Source organism: Streptomyces rubellomurinus (genome assembly GCF_000961885.1).
In the GTDB taxonomy this organism is placed as follows: domain Bacteria; phylum Actinomycetota; class Actinomycetes; order Streptomycetales; family Streptomycetaceae; genus Kitasatospora; species Kitasatospora rubellomurina.
In genome coordinates this window covers 1-16,878 of the sequence record NZ_JZKH01000129.1, presented here as the reverse complement: position 1 = coordinate 16,878, position 16,878 = coordinate 1, and the positions used below count along the sequence as shown (strand labels likewise).

Here is a 16,878-nt window from a genome sequence, read left to right as displayed (position 1 = left end):
GGCCGATGGTGGGGAGGGTGATGGCCGAGGGGTGGGCGGCGTCGTGGAGGAGGCGGTGGTGGGCGGGTTCCGGGGCGGAGCTCGTGGGCCAGGGCTTTCCGTCGGACGGGTTGACGTCCCAGTGGGGGAAGTCGGAGGACGCGATCTGGACGGAAATGCGGTGGCCGGCCAGGAATACGTGGCTGGTGGCCCACAGGTCGATGTCGAAAGCGATCGGCCCCTTTTCGTGGAGGGGTTCCGATTCGGTGCCGAGCCGCAGAATTCCTTGGGTCACCGGATAGCGCCGGCCGTCCGGGTGGATGTCGACGAGGGCGGCGATGACGTCCGCGCTGGCGGCGTCGGTTTCCAACCAGGCTTTCGCGCGTACGGCGCCGGTGACTTCGACGGCGGACGGCAGCGGTTCGCTGTCGAAGGCGAGGACGTCGGCCCGTTCGACCAGGGCCGACTGGTCGCGGGGGCCGGCCGGGATGGCCCAGGTCTGGCCGCCGGTGGACGGCACCGGGGCCTTCGGCTCGTGCGTCCACTCGTCGGCCGCCGTCGACGCCCCGTCGGTCGGTGCGATCGCGTCGAGGGTGCCGGTCGGCCCGCTGGTGACGGGGCCGCCCGCGGAGTGGAGGAACAGTCGGACGGGGGTCGAGGCGGGCGGCCACGCGTCCGCCGATCGCCACTCGTTGATGCCCATGGTGAAGTACCGCACCCCGGGGACGGGTTCGCGCGGCCCCAGGCCCGTCAGCGGGGCGAAGAACTGCTCCAGGAGCGAGAACAGGTCGAGCTCGGCGGTCGGCCCGAAGTCGATTTCCCCCGCGATGGACTGCGGTGCGCCGTAGTGCGCGTGCTCCCACGGGCCGATGACGAGGTGGGTCGGCGCGGCGCCGGTGGACGTGCCCTCCGCGTACGCGTTGAGGCTGCCGCCGAGGAACGCGTCGTACCAGCTGGTGACGTAGAGCGACGGCACCGAGATGTTCGGGACGAGCCGCCGGGTGGAGAGGTAGCCACCGCCCTCGGGCCGGCCGGCTTCGTCCAGCAGTTGCCGCACCCAGGGCGCGACCGCGTCGTACTGCTGCAGGACCTCGTCGAAGGGGGCGTGCAGGCCGTTCGACCGCGACAGCGGCGGGAACGCGTCGACCGGCCGGTCCTCGGTGAGTGTGGCGAGCGCCGTGGCCGCCTCCTCGCGGCCGTGGCGGCGGGCCTCGCGGATCGCCATGTTGGTCGCCCAGGCGAAGTAGAACGAGGACTCGACGGCTCCGCCGCGGCGGAATCCGTTGTCGGTGAAGTCCAGCAGGGGCGAGACCGGGCTGATGGCGACCAGCGGCGCGGGCTTCTCGGCGGCGGCCTGCACCTGGACGCTGCCGAGGTAGGACTGGCCGGTCATCACGACCTTGCCGTTGGATCCTTCGATCCCGGCGGCCCACTCGATGGTGTCGACGGTGTCCGGCGTCTCGTCACGGAAGGGGTGGAACGTGCCTTCCGACGTGTACGTCCCCCGCACGTCCTGGGCGACGCAGATGTACCCGCGGGGGACGAAGTACCTGACCTCGGAGGGGAACCACGGCTCGGTGAGGACGGACTTGTCGTAGGGCAGGCGCAGCAGGATGACCGGGCACGGGCCGTCCGATAAGGGGCGGAAGATGTCCGCTCGAAGGATCGTGCCGTCCCGCATCGGTACTTCGACATTCCGCTCGACACGCATGCGTCGTCGCCTTTCCCTGGGTGAATTCGGTGGGGTGCTCATCGATGGTGCTCATAACGGTGGTGTCGATATCGCGGAATCGGACCGGAATCGACCGTACCGCCGAGTAGGTGACTGATCGTGGGCGTTCCGAACGGACAGTACCCGTCCGGCTATCGGTGTTATGCGGACGCTTCGGTGACATCCATCACGCACGAACGGTGGTTTGACGAACTTGAATGCGTGACTCCGGTTCAGCGACCATGGGAATGCGTTCCGTGGGGCATTCGGAGACAGGGTGGGTGGGATGGGCGAGCCGGGGTTCGACGCGGTGTTGTGCGACGTGGACGGTGTGATCCGGTTCTTCGACGGGGACGGGGTGGCGGCGCTGGAGCGGGCGGCGGGAATCGAGGTGGGGAGCACGGCGGCGGTCGGGTTCGCGCCGGCGAACGATCTGCCGTTGTTGTTGGGGCGGATCTCGAAGGCGCAGTGGGTGGAGTCGATCGCGCGGGGCCTGGCGGGGCGGGTGCCGGGGGAGGCGGCGCGGGCGATGGCGGAGGCGTTCGCGAACGCGCCGTTCCGGGCCGATGAGGCGGTGGTGGGGCTGCTGCGCGGGGTGCGGGAGCGCTGCCGGGTGGTGCTGGTGACGAACGCGACGGTGTGGTTCGACGAGGACCTGGCGGAGCTGGGGCTGACGGATCTGGCGGACGCGGTGGTGAACAGTTCGGTGGTGGGCAGCGCCAAGCCGGACCGGCGGATCTACGAGGTCGCCGTCGAGCGCGCCGGGGTGGCGCCGGAGCGGTGCCTGTTCGTCGACGACCGGGAGGAGAACGTCGCGGCGGCGGTGGCGTTGGGGATGACCGGGGTGCTCTACCGGGGGCCGGAGGATCTGCGCCGGGCCCTGGCCGGCTGAGTGCGTACGGGTGGCGGGCTGCCTGAGCGCGGGCTGCCCGAGCGCGTGCGGGTGGCGGGGTGACCGGGGGCGGGTGACGATCGTGGCGGTCGGGCGGATCCCTGGGAGCGGTGGGCGGATGGCTGAGCGGGCGGAGCTGTCGGCGCGGCTGAACTGGCTGCGGGCGGCCGTGCTGGGGGCCAACGACGGGGTGGTGTCGACGGCCGGGATCGTGACCGGGGTGGCGGGGGCGGCCGGTTCGCGGACGGCGCTGCCGGCGGCGGGGGTGGCGGGGCTGCTGGCGGGGGCGATGTCGATGGCGGCCGGAGAGTACGTGTCGGTGAGCACCCAACGGGACACCGAGCGGGCCGCGTTGGCGAACGAGCGGCGGGAGCTGGCGGAGGATCCGGAGGGGGAGCTGGACGAGCTGACCGACTACTACCGGGGCAGCGGGCTGGGGGACGGGCTGGCGCGGGAGGTGGCGGTGGCGCTGACCGAGCGGGACGCGCTGGCGGCCCACGCGCGGACCGAACTGGGCATCGACCCGCAGGCGTTGACCAGTCCGTGGCAGGCTGCGCTGGCGAGCGCGGCGGCGTTCACGCTGGGCGCGCTGGTGCCGCTGCTGGCGGTGCTGCTGCCGCCCGGGTCGTGGCGGCTGCCGGTGACGGTGGCGGCGGTGGTGGCCGCGCTGACGCTGTCCGGCTGGGTGAGCGCCCGCCTGGGCGGGGCGGGCCCGGCGCGGGCCGTCGCGCGCAACGTGGCGGGCGGGCTGCTGGCGATGGCGGTGACGTACTCCGGCGGCCTGCTGCTGGACGGCGTCACGGGGTGACGCGCTCGGGAGGCGGCCGGCGCGGCCCTGTGTTTGTGTGGCTGCAAACCGCTTGGGAGAGGTGAACCTCCGTGACCATGCCCCCGTTCGGATCGAACGACCCGTTCTCCGACCTGCTCAGTCGGTTCTTCGGGATGAGCCCGCTGGCGTCCCCGCCGGCCGTGCAGCGGGTGCCGATCGGGCGGCTGCTGAGCGAGTCCTCGCAGGAGCTGCTGGCGCTGGCCGCGCAGCGGGCCGCGACGGACGGCAGCAACGACCTGGACACCGCGCACCTGGCGTGGGCGGCCACCCGGGTGGAGCCGTCGCGGCGGATGCTGGCGCGCGCGGGCATCGACCCGGACGAGCTGGCGGAGGACCTGGAGCACGCGCTGCCGTCCGGCAACGCCGAGGCGCTGGAGGGGCGGCCGGCGCTCACCCCGGCGGCGAAGCGGGCGCTGCTGGCCGCGCACGCCCGTTCGCAGGAGGCCGGCGCCTCGTACATCGGCCCGGAGCACCTGCTGGGCGCGCTGCTGGACCAGGAGCGGTCGGGGGCGGGCGCGGCGCTGCGCAACGCGGCGCCCTCGCAGGAGGCGCTGAAGACGGTGCTGGACGGCCGGGGCGCCGGCGGCGAGCGCGGCGGTACGGGCGCGGCGCCGAGCGAGACGCCGACCCTGGACGAGTACGGGCGCGACCTCACCGAGGAGGCGCGCTCGGGCCGGCTGGACCCGGTGGTCGGGCGGGCCGAGGAGATCGAGCAGACCGTCGAGATCCTGTCCCGCCGGACGAAGAACAACCCGGTGCTGATCGGCGAGCCGGGTGTCGGCAAGACGGCGATCGTCGAGGGGCTGGCGCAGCGGATCGTCTCCGGGGACGTCCCGCGGAGCCTGGCGGACAAGCGGGTGGTGTCGCTGGACCTGACGGCGCTGGTGGCCGGCTCCAAGTACCGGGGCGAGTTCGAGGAGCGGCTGAAGAGCGTGATCGACGAGGTGACGGCGGCCGAGAAGAGCGTGATCCTCTTCCTGGACGAGCTGCACACCGTGGTCGGCGCGGGCGGTGGCGGCGAGGGCTCGATGGACGCCGGCAACATCCTCAAACCCGCCCTGGCGCGCGGGGAGTTGAGCGTGGTCGGGGCGACCACGCTGGACGAGTACCGCAAGCACGTGGAGAAGGACGCCGCGCTGGAGCGCCGCTTCCAGCCGGTGCTGGTGCCGGAGCCGAGCGTCGAGGAGACGATCGAGATCCTGCGGGGGCTGCGCGACGCCTACGAGGCGCACCACCAAGTCCGGTTCAGCGACGAGGCGTTGGACGCGGCGGCGACGCTCTCCGACCGGTACGTGAGCGACCGCTTCCTGCCCGACAAGGCGATCGACCTGCTCGACCAGGCCGGCGCCCGGGTGCGGCTGCGCAGCCTGAGCGGCTCGACCGAGGCGACGGCCGTCCAGGACCGGATCACCAAGCTGAAGCGCGAGCTGGACGAGGCCGTCGCGGACGAGGAGTTCGTGCGCGCCGCCAATCTGAAGACCGAACTGCGGCAGACCGAGGACGAGTTGGCGGCCATCGCGGAAGCCCGCGAGGAGGTCGTCGACGTGACGGCGGACGACATCGCGCAGGTGCTGTCGGCCCGGACGGGCATCCCGGTCGCCGAGTTGAACGCGACCGAGCGGGAGCGGCTGCTCCGGCTGGAGGACCACCTGCACGAGAAGGTGATCGGCCAGGACGAGGCGGTCACCGCCGTCGCCCAGGCGGTGCGCCGCGGCCGGGCGGGGATGGGCGACCCGGACCGCCCGACCGGCTCCTTCCTGTTCCTCGGCCCGACCGGCGTCGGCAAGACCGAGCTCGCCAAGGCGCTGGCGACGCTGCTGTTCGGCGACCCGGACCGGATGATCCGCTTCGACATGAGCGAGTTCCAGGAGAAGCACACCGTCTCCCGGCTGGTCGGCTCCCCGCCCGGGTACGTCGGCTACGACGAGGCCGGGCAGCTGACCGAGGCGGTGCGCCGCAAGCCGTACAGCGTGCTGCTGTTCGACGAGGTGGAGAAGGCGCACCCGGACGTCTTCAACCTGCTGCTCCAGGTGCTGGACGACGGGCGGTTGACCGACTCCCAGGGGCGCACGGTCGACTTCCGCAACACCGTGGTGATCATGACCAGCAACATCGGCTCGCAGCGGATCCTGGACCACTCCGGGAACGTGGACGAGATCAGGGACGACCTGATGCGCGACCTGCGGCAGCAGTTCCGCCCGGAGTTCCTGAACCGGATCGACGAGGTGATCGTCTTCCACGCGCTCACCCGCAAGGACCTGCTGTCCGTGGTCGACCTGCTGCTGGAGCGCACCCGGCGCCGGCTGCGCGCCCAGGACGTCGAGCTGGACGTCACCGAGGCGGCGAAGGAGTACCTGGTCAACCGCGGCTACCAGCCGGAGTTCGGCGCCCGGCCGCTGCGCCGGACGATCCAGTCGGAGCTGGACAACCGGATCTCCAACCTGCTGCTGGACGGCAGCGTGCGCGCGGGGGACACCCTGATCGCGGACGTGAGCGACGGCGAGCTGACGGTCACCATGGCGCGGCCGGAGGCCTCCACGGCCTGAGCCCGGCCGGGCCGGCAGGGCGCGCTCCGCGACCAGGAGCGCGCCCGAACGCCGTTCCCCGCGAGGGGAGTCACGCGGAGGGGAAGACCTCCCGCAGCAGCGGGTCCGGCAGCCCGCGCTTGCGCCACTCGCGCGGGTAGCCGAGCGAGACCTCGGTGAACGGCACCCCGTCGTAGGAGGTCCGGCGCGGGATGTGCAGGTGCCCGTAGATCATCGCCGCGGTGTTGAAGCGCCGGTGCCAGTCGGCGGTGAGCTCGGTGCCGCACCACTGGGCGAACTCGGGGTACCAGAGGATCTCGGTGGGGTGGCGGACCAGCGGGTAGTGGTTGACCAGCACCAGCGGGACGGACGGGTCGCAGGCGGCCAGCCGTTCCTCGGTGAGCCGGACGCGCTCGCGGCACCAGGAGTCGCGGTCCGGGTACGGGTCCGGGTGGAGCATGTGCTCGTCCGCGCAGACGATGCCGGCCTCGTAGGCGGCGGCCAGCGACTCCTCCTTGGTGCTCGTCCCGGGAGCGCGGAAGGAGTAGTCGTACAGCAGGAAGAGCGGCGCGACGAGGACCGGCCCGCCGGCGCCCTGCCACAGCGGGTACGGGTCCTCGGGGGTCAGCACGCCGAGGCGGCGGCAGAGTTGGACGAGGTGGTCGTAGCGCGCGGTGCCGCGCAGCTGGACGGCGTCCTCGGGGTGGGTCCACAGTTCGTGGTTGCCGGGCGCCCAGATCACCCGGGCGAAGCGCTCGGCGAGCAGGCCGAGGGCCCACTCGATGCTCTCGGACTTCTCGGCGATGTCCCCGGCGACGATCAGCCAGTCGTCGGGGTGGGTGGGCTGGAGCTTCTCCACCAGGTCGCGGTTCTCCTGGTAGGAGATGTGCAGGTCGCTCACCGCGAGCAGCCGCCCGCCCGCCCCGCTGGGCGCCGCCGGTGTGTCGCTGCGGTTCTCGATCGTCACTTCCGTCCCCCTGTGTTCACCACGCCTGTACCGCCACCCTACGGCGCGGACCGCGGGTTCGGGCGGGGTTGGCCGGGATCTGCCACCGGGGAACCGCGGTTGATCAGGAGTGGAAGTCCATCAGGACGCCGTGCGAGGTGGCGGTGGTGACGGCCAGGATGACGAGCGAGGCGATGCCGAGGGCCAGTCCGAGGGCGGCCCGGCCGCGCCGGCGGGTGCCGCGGACGAGGGCGAGCGTGGCGAGGGTGATGGCGAGCGGTCCCAGCGCGATGTTGAAGATCAGCAGGCCGGGGAGGCCGAGCAGGAAGGAGGCGACGGCGAGGCTGTCGGCCTCGGCGGTGGCCGGGCGGGCCGGACGGCCGGGGTCGGTCTGCCGGCCGGGACGGCTCGGGCGGGCGGTGTGTTCGGCGGTGGTGCTCATGGCGGCGGTGGTCCTCTCGGTGAGTGGACGGTGGGGGCCGGTCAGCGGTGCCGCAGCCGGGCGATGCCCTCGCGGGCGCCGAAGGCGAGCAACCAGGCGGCGATGGCGGCGGAGGCGGTGAGGAAGACCGGGAGCGAGGTGTGCGCGGCGGCGCCGATCAGGACGCCCATGGCGACGAGGGCGGAGAACAGGATCACGGCCGACTCCTCCGGTTCGGTGTTTCGGTTGACAAGTGTTCACTGACTTCGGGCACCACTGTACGCCCGGCTGGCCAAGTTCGGCAAACGACTGTTTACTGAATGGCGTGAGTCACACCGTGGGGGCCAGGCAGGCCCAGAAGCAGCAGAGTCGGCGCGCCTTGCTGGACGCGGGACTGCACCTGCTGGCCGAGCAGAACCTGGCCAGCCTGGGCGTCCGCGAGGTCACCCGGGAGGCCGGGCTCTCCCCGGCCGCGTTCTACCGGCACTTCCCGGACCTCGCCGCGCTCGGCGTGGCGCTGGTCGAGGAGTCGCTGGTCAGCCTGCACGTGATGATCCGTGCGGTGCTCGCGGAGGCCGGCGGCGCCGAGGAGCTGATCGACCGCGCGGTGGACGTGATCGAGCGGCACGTGCGCGAGCACCGTCCGCACGTCCGCTTCCTGGCGCGCGAGCGGCACGGCGGGGTGCGCCTGGTGCGGGAGGCGATCGACGCCGAACTCGGGCGCTTCGCCGCCGAGGTGGGGGCCGCGCTGGCGCTCCAGCCGTCCTCGCGCGACTGGAGCGAGCGCGACCTGCGGATGCTCGCCGAGCTGTACGTGGACCTCATGGTCTCGACGGCCGCGGCCCTGCTGGAGGCCCGGGAGGCCGACTCCGGCGGCGACCCGGCGCGGGTGGAGCGGATCGCCGCCACCGCGCGGCTGCAGTTGCGCCTGATCAGCCTCGGTCGGCGGCACTGGACGGGGAGTTGAGCGCGCGTCGATCCCCGCAGGGGTGACTCGCCGGTGGCGGCCTCCGGGACGGTTCGCACCTCTTGACAGTCGGTCATGTCCGCGACAGGTTTGGTGGACCCCCACGTGGACCCCCACACCGAGAGGTCTCCCATGAAGCCGCTCATAGGTACGTTCGCCGCGCTCGCGCTCGCCGGGGCCACCGTCGTGGCCGGCTCCCTCCCGGCCCAGGCCTCGGCCCCGAGCAGCGCCACCGTCAACTTCGCCGGCACCGTCGCGCTCAGCAACTGCTCCGGCTCGCTCGTCCGGCTGCCCGGCTCGGCCGCGACCGACCCGGCCCTGGTGCTCTCCAACGGGCACTGCCTGGAGTCCGGCATGCCCGGCCCCGGCGAGGTCGTCCTCAACCAGCCGTCCAGCCGGACGTTCAGCCTGCTCAGCGCCACCGGCGGCAAGCTCGGCACGCTGCGCGCGACCAAGGTGGTCTACGGCGCCATGACCGACACCGACGTGTCGATCTACCAGCTCAACACCACCTACGCCTCGATCAAGTCCCGGTACGGCATCGCCCCGCTCACCATCGCGGACACCCACCCCGCCCAGGGCGCGGACATCCGGGTGGTCTCCGGCTACTGGAAGAAGATCTACTCCTGCTCGATCGACGGCTTCGCCTACCAACTCAACGAGGGCGACTGGACGTTCAAGGACTCCGTCCGCTACACCTCCGGCTGCGACGTGATCGGCGGCACCTCCGGCTCGCCGGTGGTCGACGCCTCGACCGGCCGGCTGGTCGCGGTGAACAACACGATCAACGAGAACGGCGAGTCCTGCACGGTCGACAACCCGTGCGAGGTGGACGAGAACGGCGCGGTGACGGTGCACCAGGGCATCGGCTACGCCCAGGAGACGTACGGCATCCCGGCCTGCTTCGCCGCCGGCAACCAGCTCGACCTCACCCTGCCCGGCTGCACGCTGCCGAGGCCGTGACCGGCGGTCCGCCCGGTCCGCCCGGTCCGGGCCGGCCGACAACACCGAGCAGCTGAGGCGCATTGACCAGCACCTTCCCCCCGATGGGCCACCCGCGACCGGCGGGTGGCCCATTCGGCCGTCCACCGGGCGACCGAGGCACCATCCGTACCGCAGAGTCGTGCCGAACCCCGGCGCGAGCCATGTCCGTTGACCAGATGGAGAGTTGATGCGCACCACCGTGAGAAGACTGCTGGTCTCCGCCCTGCTGATACCGCTGCTCGGCCTCGGCGGCGGCCTGGCCACCCCGGCGCTGGCCGCCGGCGCGGCGGGCGCCGACACGGCCGGGGCCGCCCGCGCCCTGAGCCCCGCCGACGACCCGAACGCCGACATCAAGGACCGTCTGGCGGCGATCCCCGGGGTGACCATCACCGAGGAGAAGCCGACCACCACGGGCCACCGCTTCTTCGTGGCGACCTACACCCAGCCGATCGACCACTTCCGCCCGTGGCTGGGCACCTTCCAGCAGCGCTTCACCCTGCTGCACCGCGGCTACGACCGCCCGACCGTCTTCTACACCAACGGCTACACCCTGGGCACCAACCCGTCCCGCACCGAGCCGACCCGGCTGGTGGACGGCAACCAGGTCTCCATCGAGTACCGCTTCTTCACCCCCTCCCGCCCCGAGCCGGCCGACTGGACCAAGGCGGGCATCCGCCAGCAGGCCGCCGACTCGCACCGGCTGGTGACCGCGCTCAAGCGGATCTACGAGCAGGAGTGGCTCTCCACCGGCGCCAGCAAGGGCGGCATGTCGTCCACCTACTACCGCCGCTTCTACCCGGACGACATGGCCGGCACCGTCGCCTACGTCGCGCCGAACAACACCGACGTCGACGACTACGCGGCGTACAGCGAGTTCTTCCGCACCGTCGGCACCCCCGAGTGCCGGGCGCGCCTGTCCGCCGCCCAGCGCGAGCTGCTGGTGCGCCGCGACCGCCTGGAGGCCCGCTACGTGGCCGACAACAAGGCCGCCGGCTCGACCTTCACCACCCTGGGCACCCCGGACCGCGCCTACGAGGCCGGCGTGCTCGACACGGTCTGGGCGTTCTGGCAGTACAGCCTGGAGGCGGACTGCGCCAAGGTGCCGGTGGCCGCCACCGCGACCGACGACGAGCTGTACGCCTGGTTCGACGCGCAGTCCGGCATCACCGGCAACAGCGACCAGTCGCTGGCGAAGTACACCGCGTACTACTACCAGGCCGCGACCGAGCTGGGGCAGCCGTACTTCGACGTCTCGAACCTGAACGGCCTGCTGCACTACGACTACAAGGAGCTGTACTCGTCCCGCTCGTACGTGGCCAAGGACATCAACGTCCCGGCCTTCAACCCGTACGCGATGCGCGACATCGACCGCTGGGTGAAGCACGACGCCGAGCGGATCATGTACGTCTACGGCGGGAACGACCCGTGGGGCGCCAAGCCGTTCCGCCTCGGCCGGGGCAGTGACGACAGCTACGTCTACACCGTGCCCGGCGGCAACCACGGCTCCAACATCGGCAAGCTCCCGGCCGCGCAGTCGGCCGAGGCGACCGCCAAGGTGCTGGAGTGGGCGGGCCTGGGCGACCAGGACGCGGCCCGCTCGCTGGCGAAGACCCCGCAGCTGCTGCCGGCGTTCGGCCCGCTCGACGTCGAGGGGCAGAAGCTGGAGCAGGAGCGCCGCCCGCTGTAACGCGCCCCGAAGGGCGCCCCGAAAGGCCCCCCGGACGCAGCCCGGAGACCGCCCCCGCACCCGCGCGGGGGCGGCCTCCGCGCGTCCGCACCGGTTCGGCGGAACCCCTCCCCGAAGAGGTGAATCGGTGCTTCAATGCTTCCATGGCCTACCGACGCACCCCCGCCGTCCAAGCCCGCCTGGACGCCCAGCGCGAAGTGGTGCTGCAGGCGGCCGTGGGACTGCTCGCCGAGCGCGGCTACGGCGGCTGCACCGTCGCCGCCGTGGCCGACCGCGCCGGGATCGCCACCGGCAGCCTCTACCAGCACTTCGCCAACAAGGCCGAACTGTCGGTCGAACTGTTCCGCCGGGTGGTGAACCGGGAGATCGCCGAGGTCGGGACGGCCCTCGCGCGCCAGGACACCCCGCAGCAGCGGATCGCCGCCGTGGTCGAGACCTTCGCCACCCGCGCCCTGCGCGCCCCCCGGCTGGCGTACGCCCTGCTGGTCGAGCCCGCCGACGCGGTGGTGGACGGCGAACGCCTGGTCTTCCGGCGCGCCTTCCGCGACATGCTCGCCACCGAGATCGCCGCCGCCCTGGCGAACGGCGAACTCCCCGAGCAGGACCCGGTGCTGACCGCCGCCGCCCTGGTCGGCGCGGTCGGCGAGGCGCTGGCCGGGCCGCTGGCCGGCGCGCCCGAGAGCGGCGCCGCCGACCCCGCGCGGGCCGCCGCCGAGGTGGTCCCCGCCCTGGTCTCCTTCACCCTGCGTGCCCTGGGAGGACGCGATGACAGCGACGCATGAGGTCACCAACCAGGTGCCCCTGCCGTACGGACACGACACCGCCGCCGACGAGACCCTGCTCGACGCGCTGCGCCAAGCCGACGCCGACTGGGCCGAGCCCGAGCTGCGCGAACTCGGCCGGCTGGCCGGCTCCGAGCAGGCCGCCGAGTGGGGCCGCCTCGCCAACGAGCACCCGCCCGTGCTGCGCACCCACGACCGCTTCGGCCACCGGATCGACGAGGTCGAGTTCCACCCGGCCTGGCACGAGCTCATGCGCACCGCCGTCTCGTACGGCCTGCACGCCGCGCCCTGGCGGGACGGCCGGCCCGGCGCGCACACCGCCCGCGCAGCCAAGTTCTTCGTCTGGGGCCAGGTCGAGGCCGGCCACACCTGCCCGATCTCGATGACCTACGCCGCCGTCCCGGCGCTGCGCCACAACCCCTCCCTCGCCGCCGAGTTGGAGCCGCTGCTGGCCGCCCCCGAGTACGACTTCGGGCTGCGCGAGCCGCGCACCAAGCGCGGACTGATCGCCGGCATGTCGATGACCGAGAAGCAGGGCGGCTCGGACGTCCGCACCAACACCACCACCGCCACCCCGCAGCCGGACGGCACCTACCGGCTCACCGGCCACAAGTGGTTCACCTCGGCGCCGATGTCCGACCTCTTCCTGACCCTCGCCCAGGCCCCCGGCGGCCTCAGCTGCTTCGTGCTGCCGCGGATCCTGCCGGACGGCGGCCGCAACCGGCTGCAGCTGATGCGGCTCAAGGACAAGCTCGGCAACAAGTCCAACGCCTCCGCCGAGCTGGAGTACGACGGCGCGGTGGGCTGGCTGGTCGGCGAGGAGGGCCGGGGCGTGCCGACCATCATCGAGATGGTCAACATGACCCGCCTGGACTGCACCATCGGCGCCGCCTCCGGCATGCGCTACGGCGCCACCCGGGCCGTCCACCACGCCCTGCACCGGCGGGCGTTCGGCAAGGCGCTGGTCGACCAGCCGCTGATGCGCAACGTGCTGGCCGACCTGGTGGTGGAGTCCGAGGCCGCCACCGCCGTCGCGATGCGGCTCGCCCGGTCCACCGACCTCGCCCTGGCCGGCGACGGGAACGAGGCGCTGGTCCGGCGCCTCGGCCTGGCGGTGGCCAAGTACTGGGTGTGCAAGCGCGGGCCGGCGCACGCCGCCGAGGCGCTGGAGTGCCTGGGCGGCAACGGCTACGTCGAGGAGTCCGGGATGCCCCGGCTCTACCGGGAGGCGCCGCTGGTGTCGATCTGGGAGGGCTCCGGGAACGTCGCCGCCCTGGACGCGCTGCGCGCCATGGCCAGGAGCCCGGAGAGCGTCGAGGCCTTCCTCGGCGAGCTCGACGCCGCCGCCGGCGCGGACCGCCGCCTGGACGCGGCCGTCGCCGACCTGCGCAAACAGCTCGGCGACCCGGCCGACCTGGAGTACCGCACCCGCCGGCTGGTCGAGTCGATGGCGCTGGCCTTCCAGGGCTCGCTGCTGGTCCGCCACGGCGACGCGGCGGTGGCCGACGCCTTCTGCGCCAGCCGCCTGGGCGGCGACCACGGCGCGGCCTTCGGCACCCTGCCCTCCGGCGTCGACGGCGCGGCGATCATCGACCGGGCCCGGCCGGTGCCCGCGTGAACGAGGCCGCGGACGTCCGCGCGTTCTGGCAGGGCCTCGGCCTGCCCGGGCTGGTCGACGTGCACACCCACTTCATGCCGAAGAACGTCCTCGACAAGGTGTGGGCGTACTTCGACGCGGCCGGCCCGCTGGTGAACCGCCCCTGGCCGATCACCTACCGCGAGGCCGAGGAGCAACGGGTGCGCCGGCTGCGGGAGTTCGGGGTGCGCGGGTTCACCGCGATGCTCTACCCGCACAAGCCCGGCATGGCCGCCTGGCTGAACGCCTGGTCCGCCGACTTCGCCGCCCGCACCACGGACTGCCTGCACACCGCGACCTTCTACCCCGAGCCCGAGGCCCCCGGCTACGTGGCCCGGGCGATCGAGGGCGGCGCCCGGGTGTTCAAGGCGCACCTGCAGGTCGGCGGCTACGACCCGGCCGACCGGGCGCTGGACGAGGTCTGGGGCCTGCTCGCGAGCACCGGCACCCCGGTGGTCGCGCACTGCGGCTCCGGGCCGGTGCCCGGCCGCTTCACCGGCCCCGGGCCGATCGGCGAGGTGCTGAAGCGGCACCCCGGGCTGGTGCTGCTGGTCGCGCACATGGGCATGCCCGAGTACGGCGACTTCCTCGACCTGGCCGAGCGCCACCCGGACCTCCGGCTGGACACCACCATGGCGTTCACCGACTTCGCCGAGGCCGACGCGCCGTTCCCGCGCGCGGAGCTGCCCCGGCTGCGCGACCTGCGCGAGCGCGTCCTGCTCGGCAGCGACTTCCCGAACATCCCGTACCGCTACCTCCACCAGCTGGAGGCGCTGGCCGGGCTGGGGCTGGGGGAGGAGTGGCTGCGGGCGGTCTGCCACGACAACGCGGCGGCGCTGTTCGGGCTCGGCCCCGGCTGACCGCGGGCGGGCCGGTCAGGCGCCGGTGGTCGACCCCGGGCGGATGATCATCAGTACCACGACCACGGCCCACAGCAGGTTGAACACCCCGGCCGTCATCGGCAGCAGCCGCAGGCCGCCGACCGCCTTGGCGCGCTGCTCGTCCTCCGGGGCGAGGGCCAGCGCGTCGACGGCGGCCTGCTGGCCGGGCAGCACGAAGAACAGCAGCGCGAGCCCGGCGATCGCGGTCAGCACCATCGAGACGATCAGCCAGGACTGCCCCATGACGCCCATCACCTGCGCCACGCCCATGCCCATCGCCGGCACCGCGATCCCCAGCAGCGCGTAGACCTGGGTGATCCGGTGCAGGACGCGCAGCACGCCCGCCTCGCCGGCGGCGTCCGGCCCGCCGGCCAGCGCGGCCCGCGCCCGGCGCGGGAACATGCTGACGGCGACCGCGACCGGGCCTATGAACAGGACCGACGCGAGGACGTGCAGGCTCAGCAGGAACTTGGCCATGGCGGGGACACCCCTGATCCGGTGGTGGGTGGTGGGTACGGCGGTGCGCGGCGGCGGCGCGCCCGCGACCAGGCACGCTAACACCCTCTTATCCGCCTGCCCCGCGCGCGGGGACCTGCTAGGAGGTGAGCTCCACCACCCGCGGCGCGGCGGTGCTGACCGCGGCGACGGCGGCGCCGTGCTCCCGGTCCGTCCAGTCGAGCAGGTGCAGGTCCCCGTGGCGGCTGCGCAGCGGGGCGCCGGGCGGGACGTCCAGTGGCAGCTCGGCGAGGTCGATCTCGCCGAGGGTGTCCAGCCGGGCCCGGCCGATCTTGATCAGCGACTCCTTGCGCACCCACTGCCGCAGGAAGGCCAGGTTCGGCTCCGGGCTCGCCTCGACGGCGGCCAGCTCGCCGGGGGTGAGCACCCGGCGGGCGACCGCGCGCAGCGAGCCGCCGCGCACCGCCAGCTCGACGTCCACCCCGATGGGCCGGAAGCCGGCGCCGGCCGCGACCACGCCCCGGGTGTGCGAGAGGGTCACGTGCACCTCCGGGTGGTCCGGCAGGTACGGCTTGCCGTGGTCCGCGAGGCCGCAGTCCGGGCACTGCTGGGCGAGGACGAGGCCGTCCGCCGGGACGCCGAGCAGCCGGGCGGCGCAGAGCCGGACCAGCAGGTGCCCGGCGGTGAAGTCGAGCCGCCCGGACTCCTGCCGGAACCGCCCGGCGCGCTCGCGCTCCAGGGCGGTGAGCAGGTGCTCGCCCACCTCGGGGTGCCGCAGCACGGCGTCGGCGGACGCGACGGCGACGAGCGGCGGGCGCTGGTCCTGGGGCTCGGAGGTCATGTCCTCAAACCTACCTCCGTACGGACGTTCGGGCCGGGGGTGGCGACACGCTGCGTCGTTCGGGCGATTCTCGGATCCGATCTGAGGGGCCGTAGGGTAGGAATCGTCCGTTTTACGATTGGATGTCCCGAATCTGTGGGATCGACAGCAGGTCTCACAGAACGCGGCAGGTCCTCGGCACCTGCCCTTTTCTATGCGCGGAGGAAAGTGTCGATGGATCAGGGCCGCACCAGGACGCCGGGTCGCAGAACGACCGCCGTCAGCAGGACCCCCGCCACCGCCCGCCGCCGGGCCGTCCGGATCGCCGTGGCCACCGCCGTCGCCGCGGTGCCGCTGGCCGCCGCGCTGACGGTCGGTTCGGCCGCGCCGCTGGCCCCGCCGCTCGGCGCCTGCACCGGGCCGGACTGCCCGGCCGTCTGGCCCGGCCCCAACAACGGCGACTTCACCGGGCGGGACGCCAGCATCAACGTCTTCACCGGCGGCAACTACACGGTGAACGGCCGGGCCGCCGAGGCCGAGGGCAAGATCGTCACGCTGGGTAACCTGACCGTCGACAAGAACGGCGGCGGCGTCTACAACATGGGCGTCGTCGGCGTCGGCTCGCGCGTCGTCCCGCCGAACGGCAGCGACTTCGTCACCACCGGCGGCAACGTCGACGTCAAGAGCGGCAACTCGATCCTGATCGGCGGCAGCGACTCGCACGGCCCGGCCTTCGGCAACCTGCGGCACGCCGGCAGCGTCACCGGCACCGTCAGCATCGACCCCACCGGCCAGTCCATCCAGGACCCGAACGCCGCCGCGCCCTACCAGACCGTGCTGACCCGGATCGAGGAGGTCTCCGACTGCGTCGGGCAGGCCGCCGCGACCGGCACCGTCGACGTCTCCTCCAGCCAGGCGACCTTCACCGGCGACGGGACCAGCACGAAGCAGGTCTTCAACGTCACTCAGAACCTCACCTCGCCGACCGGCGGACAGATCGGCCTGGTCTTCACCAACATCCCGGCCGGCGCCACCGTCGTGGTGAACATGCTCGGGGACAGCCCGGTCATCAACACCTACACCGGCACCGGGCTCGCCGGCGACCAGACCACCGACATGCGCTCCAAGCTCATGTACAACTTCCCGACCGCGACCTCGGCGCAGATCCTCGGCAGCGCGCAGTTCCAGGGCTCCGTGCTGGCCGGGAACCCGGGCGGGACGACGACCATCGCCCAGCCCGGTCTGAACGGGCGGGTCTACCTGGCGGGCAACCTGATCCACACCGGGACGGGCGGCTACGAGATCCACAGCTACCCGTTCGACGGGGACCTGCCGGAGTGCCGGACGCCGAGCCCGTCGCCG

The 16,878-nt window shown here is 73.0% G+C and carries 16 protein-coding genes; 10 read left to right on the top strand and 6 right to left on the bottom strand.

What is annotated here, in order from left to right:
• On the bottom strand, positions 1–1,690 hold a 1,690-nt coding region (locus VM95_RS34790), incomplete at its 3' end, for a CocE/NonD family hydrolase (RefSeq protein ID WP_167352984.1).
• Between the two features lie 286 nt (positions 1,691–1,976).
• Between VM95_RS34790 and VM95_RS34785 the strand changes: the two genes are divergently transcribed.
• The 3 genes from VM95_RS34785 (at position 1,977) to VM95_RS34775 (ending at position 5,957) form a co-directional block, all read left to right on the top strand.
• A complete protein-coding gene (locus VM95_RS34785; protein ID WP_045704631.1) occupies positions 1,977–2,582 on the top strand; it encodes an HAD-IA family hydrolase in 606 nt (201 codons plus the stop codon).
• A 118-nt stretch (positions 2,583–2,700) separates the two neighbouring features.
• Entirely contained in the window at positions 2,701–3,390 is a 690-nt protein-coding gene (locus VM95_RS34780) for a VIT1/CCC1 transporter family protein (protein WP_045704629.1), read from the top strand.
• Positions 3,391–3,467: 77 nt separating this feature from the next.
• Positions 3,468–5,957, top strand: a complete 2,490-nt coding sequence (locus VM95_RS34775; RefSeq protein WP_045704641.1) for an ATP-dependent Clp protease ATP-binding subunit — start codon at positions 3,468–3,470, stop codon at positions 5,955–5,957.
• 70 nt (positions 5,958–6,027) lie between these two features.
• Here VM95_RS34775 and VM95_RS34770 read toward each other — a convergent pair whose 3' ends face one another.
• The 3 genes from VM95_RS34770 to VM95_RS42970 all read right to left on the bottom strand — a co-directional run bounded on the left by VM95_RS34770 (position 6,028) and on the right by VM95_RS42970 (position 7,521).
• Positions 6,028–6,903 (bottom strand): metallophosphoesterase family protein, encoded by an 876-nt coding sequence (locus VM95_RS34770; protein ID WP_244179069.1) that lies wholly within the window; start codon positions 6,901–6,903, stop codon positions 6,028–6,030.
• Between the two features lie 103 nt (positions 6,904–7,006).
• Positions 7,007–7,324: a hypothetical protein gene (locus tag VM95_RS34765; protein WP_045704627.1), complete on the bottom strand. Its 318-nt coding sequence runs from the start codon at positions 7,322–7,324 to the stop codon at positions 7,007–7,009.
• 41 nt (positions 7,325–7,365) lie between these two features.
• A complete protein-coding gene (locus tag VM95_RS42970; protein ID WP_157882279.1) occupies positions 7,366–7,521 on the bottom strand; it encodes a hypothetical protein in 156 nt (51 codons plus the stop codon).
• Between the two features lie 107 nt (positions 7,522–7,628).
• Between VM95_RS42970 and VM95_RS34760 the strand changes: the two genes are divergently transcribed.
• The 6 genes from VM95_RS34760 to VM95_RS34735 all read left to right on the top strand — a co-directional run bounded on the left by VM95_RS34760 (position 7,629) and on the right by VM95_RS34735 (position 14,219).
• Entirely contained in the window at positions 7,629–8,270 is a 642-nt protein-coding gene (locus VM95_RS34760; protein ID WP_045704625.1) for a TetR family transcriptional regulator, read from the top strand.
• 132 nt (positions 8,271–8,402) lie between these two features.
• Positions 8,403–9,233 (top strand): S1 family peptidase, encoded by an 831-nt coding sequence (locus VM95_RS34755; protein ID WP_045704623.1) that lies wholly within the window; start codon positions 8,403–8,405, stop codon positions 9,231–9,233.
• Between the two features lie 208 nt (positions 9,234–9,441).
• Positions 9,442–10,941 (top strand): S28 family serine protease, encoded by a 1,500-nt coding sequence (locus VM95_RS34750; RefSeq protein ID WP_063773610.1) that lies wholly within the window; start codon positions 9,442–9,444, stop codon positions 10,939–10,941.
• Positions 10,942–11,084: 143 nt separating this feature from the next.
• Positions 11,085–11,723: a TetR/AcrR family transcriptional regulator gene (locus VM95_RS34745; protein ID WP_045704621.1), complete on the top strand. Its 639-nt coding sequence runs from the start codon at positions 11,085–11,087 to the stop codon at positions 11,721–11,723.
• Complete coding sequence (locus VM95_RS34740) at positions 11,707–13,341, top strand: acyl-CoA dehydrogenase family protein (RefSeq protein ID WP_045704619.1); 1,635 nt, start codon at positions 11,707–11,709, stop codon at positions 13,339–13,341. Before VM95_RS34745 ends, VM95_RS34740 begins: the two co-directional genes overlap by 17 nt.
• Positions 13,338–14,219 (top strand): amidohydrolase family protein, encoded by an 882-nt coding sequence (locus VM95_RS34735; protein ID WP_045704617.1) that lies wholly within the window; start codon positions 13,338–13,340, stop codon positions 14,217–14,219. Before VM95_RS34740 ends, VM95_RS34735 begins: the two co-directional genes overlap by 4 nt.
• A 15-nt stretch (positions 14,220–14,234) precedes the next feature.
• Here the strand turns inward: VM95_RS34735 and VM95_RS34730 are convergent, their stop codons facing one another.
• Entirely contained in the window at positions 14,235–14,717 is a 483-nt protein-coding gene (locus tag VM95_RS34730; RefSeq protein ID WP_045704615.1) for a DUF2269 family protein, read from the bottom strand.
• A 118-nt stretch (positions 14,718–14,835) separates the two neighbouring features.
• Positions 14,836–15,537 (bottom strand): 4'-phosphopantetheinyl transferase family protein, encoded by a 702-nt coding sequence (locus tag VM95_RS34725; RefSeq protein WP_045704613.1) that lies wholly within the window; start codon positions 15,535–15,537, stop codon positions 14,836–14,838.
• A gap of 213 nt (positions 15,538–15,750) precedes the next feature.
• On the opposite strand from VM95_RS34725, the gene VM95_RS34720 reads away from it, so the two are divergent.
• The coding region (locus tag VM95_RS34720) for a choice-of-anchor A family protein (protein ID WP_157882278.1) at positions 15,751–16,878 on the top strand (1,128 nt) is incomplete at its 3' end.

Bases quoted from the DNA above. Each gene is read 5' to 3' on its own strand.
- VM95_RS34765 (WP_045704627.1), bottom strand. From the start codon at position 7,324: ATGAGCACCACCGCCGAACACACCGCCCGCCCGAGCCGTCCCGGCCGG.
- VM95_RS34750 (WP_063773610.1), top strand. From the start codon at position 9,442: ATGCGCACCACCGTGAGAAGACTGCTGGTCTCCGCCCTGCTGATACCG.
- VM95_RS34725 (WP_045704613.1), bottom strand. From the start codon at position 15,537: ATGACCTCCGAGCCCCAGGACCAGCGCCCGCCGCTCGTCGCCGTCGCG.
- VM95_RS34730 (WP_045704615.1), bottom strand. From the start codon at position 14,717: ATGGCCAAGTTCCTGCTGAGCCTGCACGTCCTCGCGTCGGTCCTGTTC.
- VM95_RS34745 (WP_045704621.1), top strand. From the start codon at position 11,085: ATGGCCTACCGACGCACCCCCGCCGTCCAAGCCCGCCTGGACGCCCAG.
- VM95_RS34785 (WP_045704631.1), top strand. From the start codon at position 1,977: ATGGGCGAGCCGGGGTTCGACGCGGTGTTGTGCGACGTGGACGGTGTG.
- VM95_RS34775 (WP_045704641.1), top strand. From the start codon at position 3,468: ATGCCCCCGTTCGGATCGAACGACCCGTTCTCCGACCTGCTCAGTCGG.
- VM95_RS34755 (WP_045704623.1), top strand. From the start codon at position 8,403: ATGAAGCCGCTCATAGGTACGTTCGCCGCGCTCGCGCTCGCCGGGGCC.
- VM95_RS34780 (WP_045704629.1), top strand. From the start codon at position 2,701: ATGGCTGAGCGGGCGGAGCTGTCGGCGCGGCTGAACTGGCTGCGGGCG.
- VM95_RS34740 (WP_045704619.1), top strand. From the start codon at position 11,707: ATGACAGCGACGCATGAGGTCACCAACCAGGTGCCCCTGCCGTACGGA.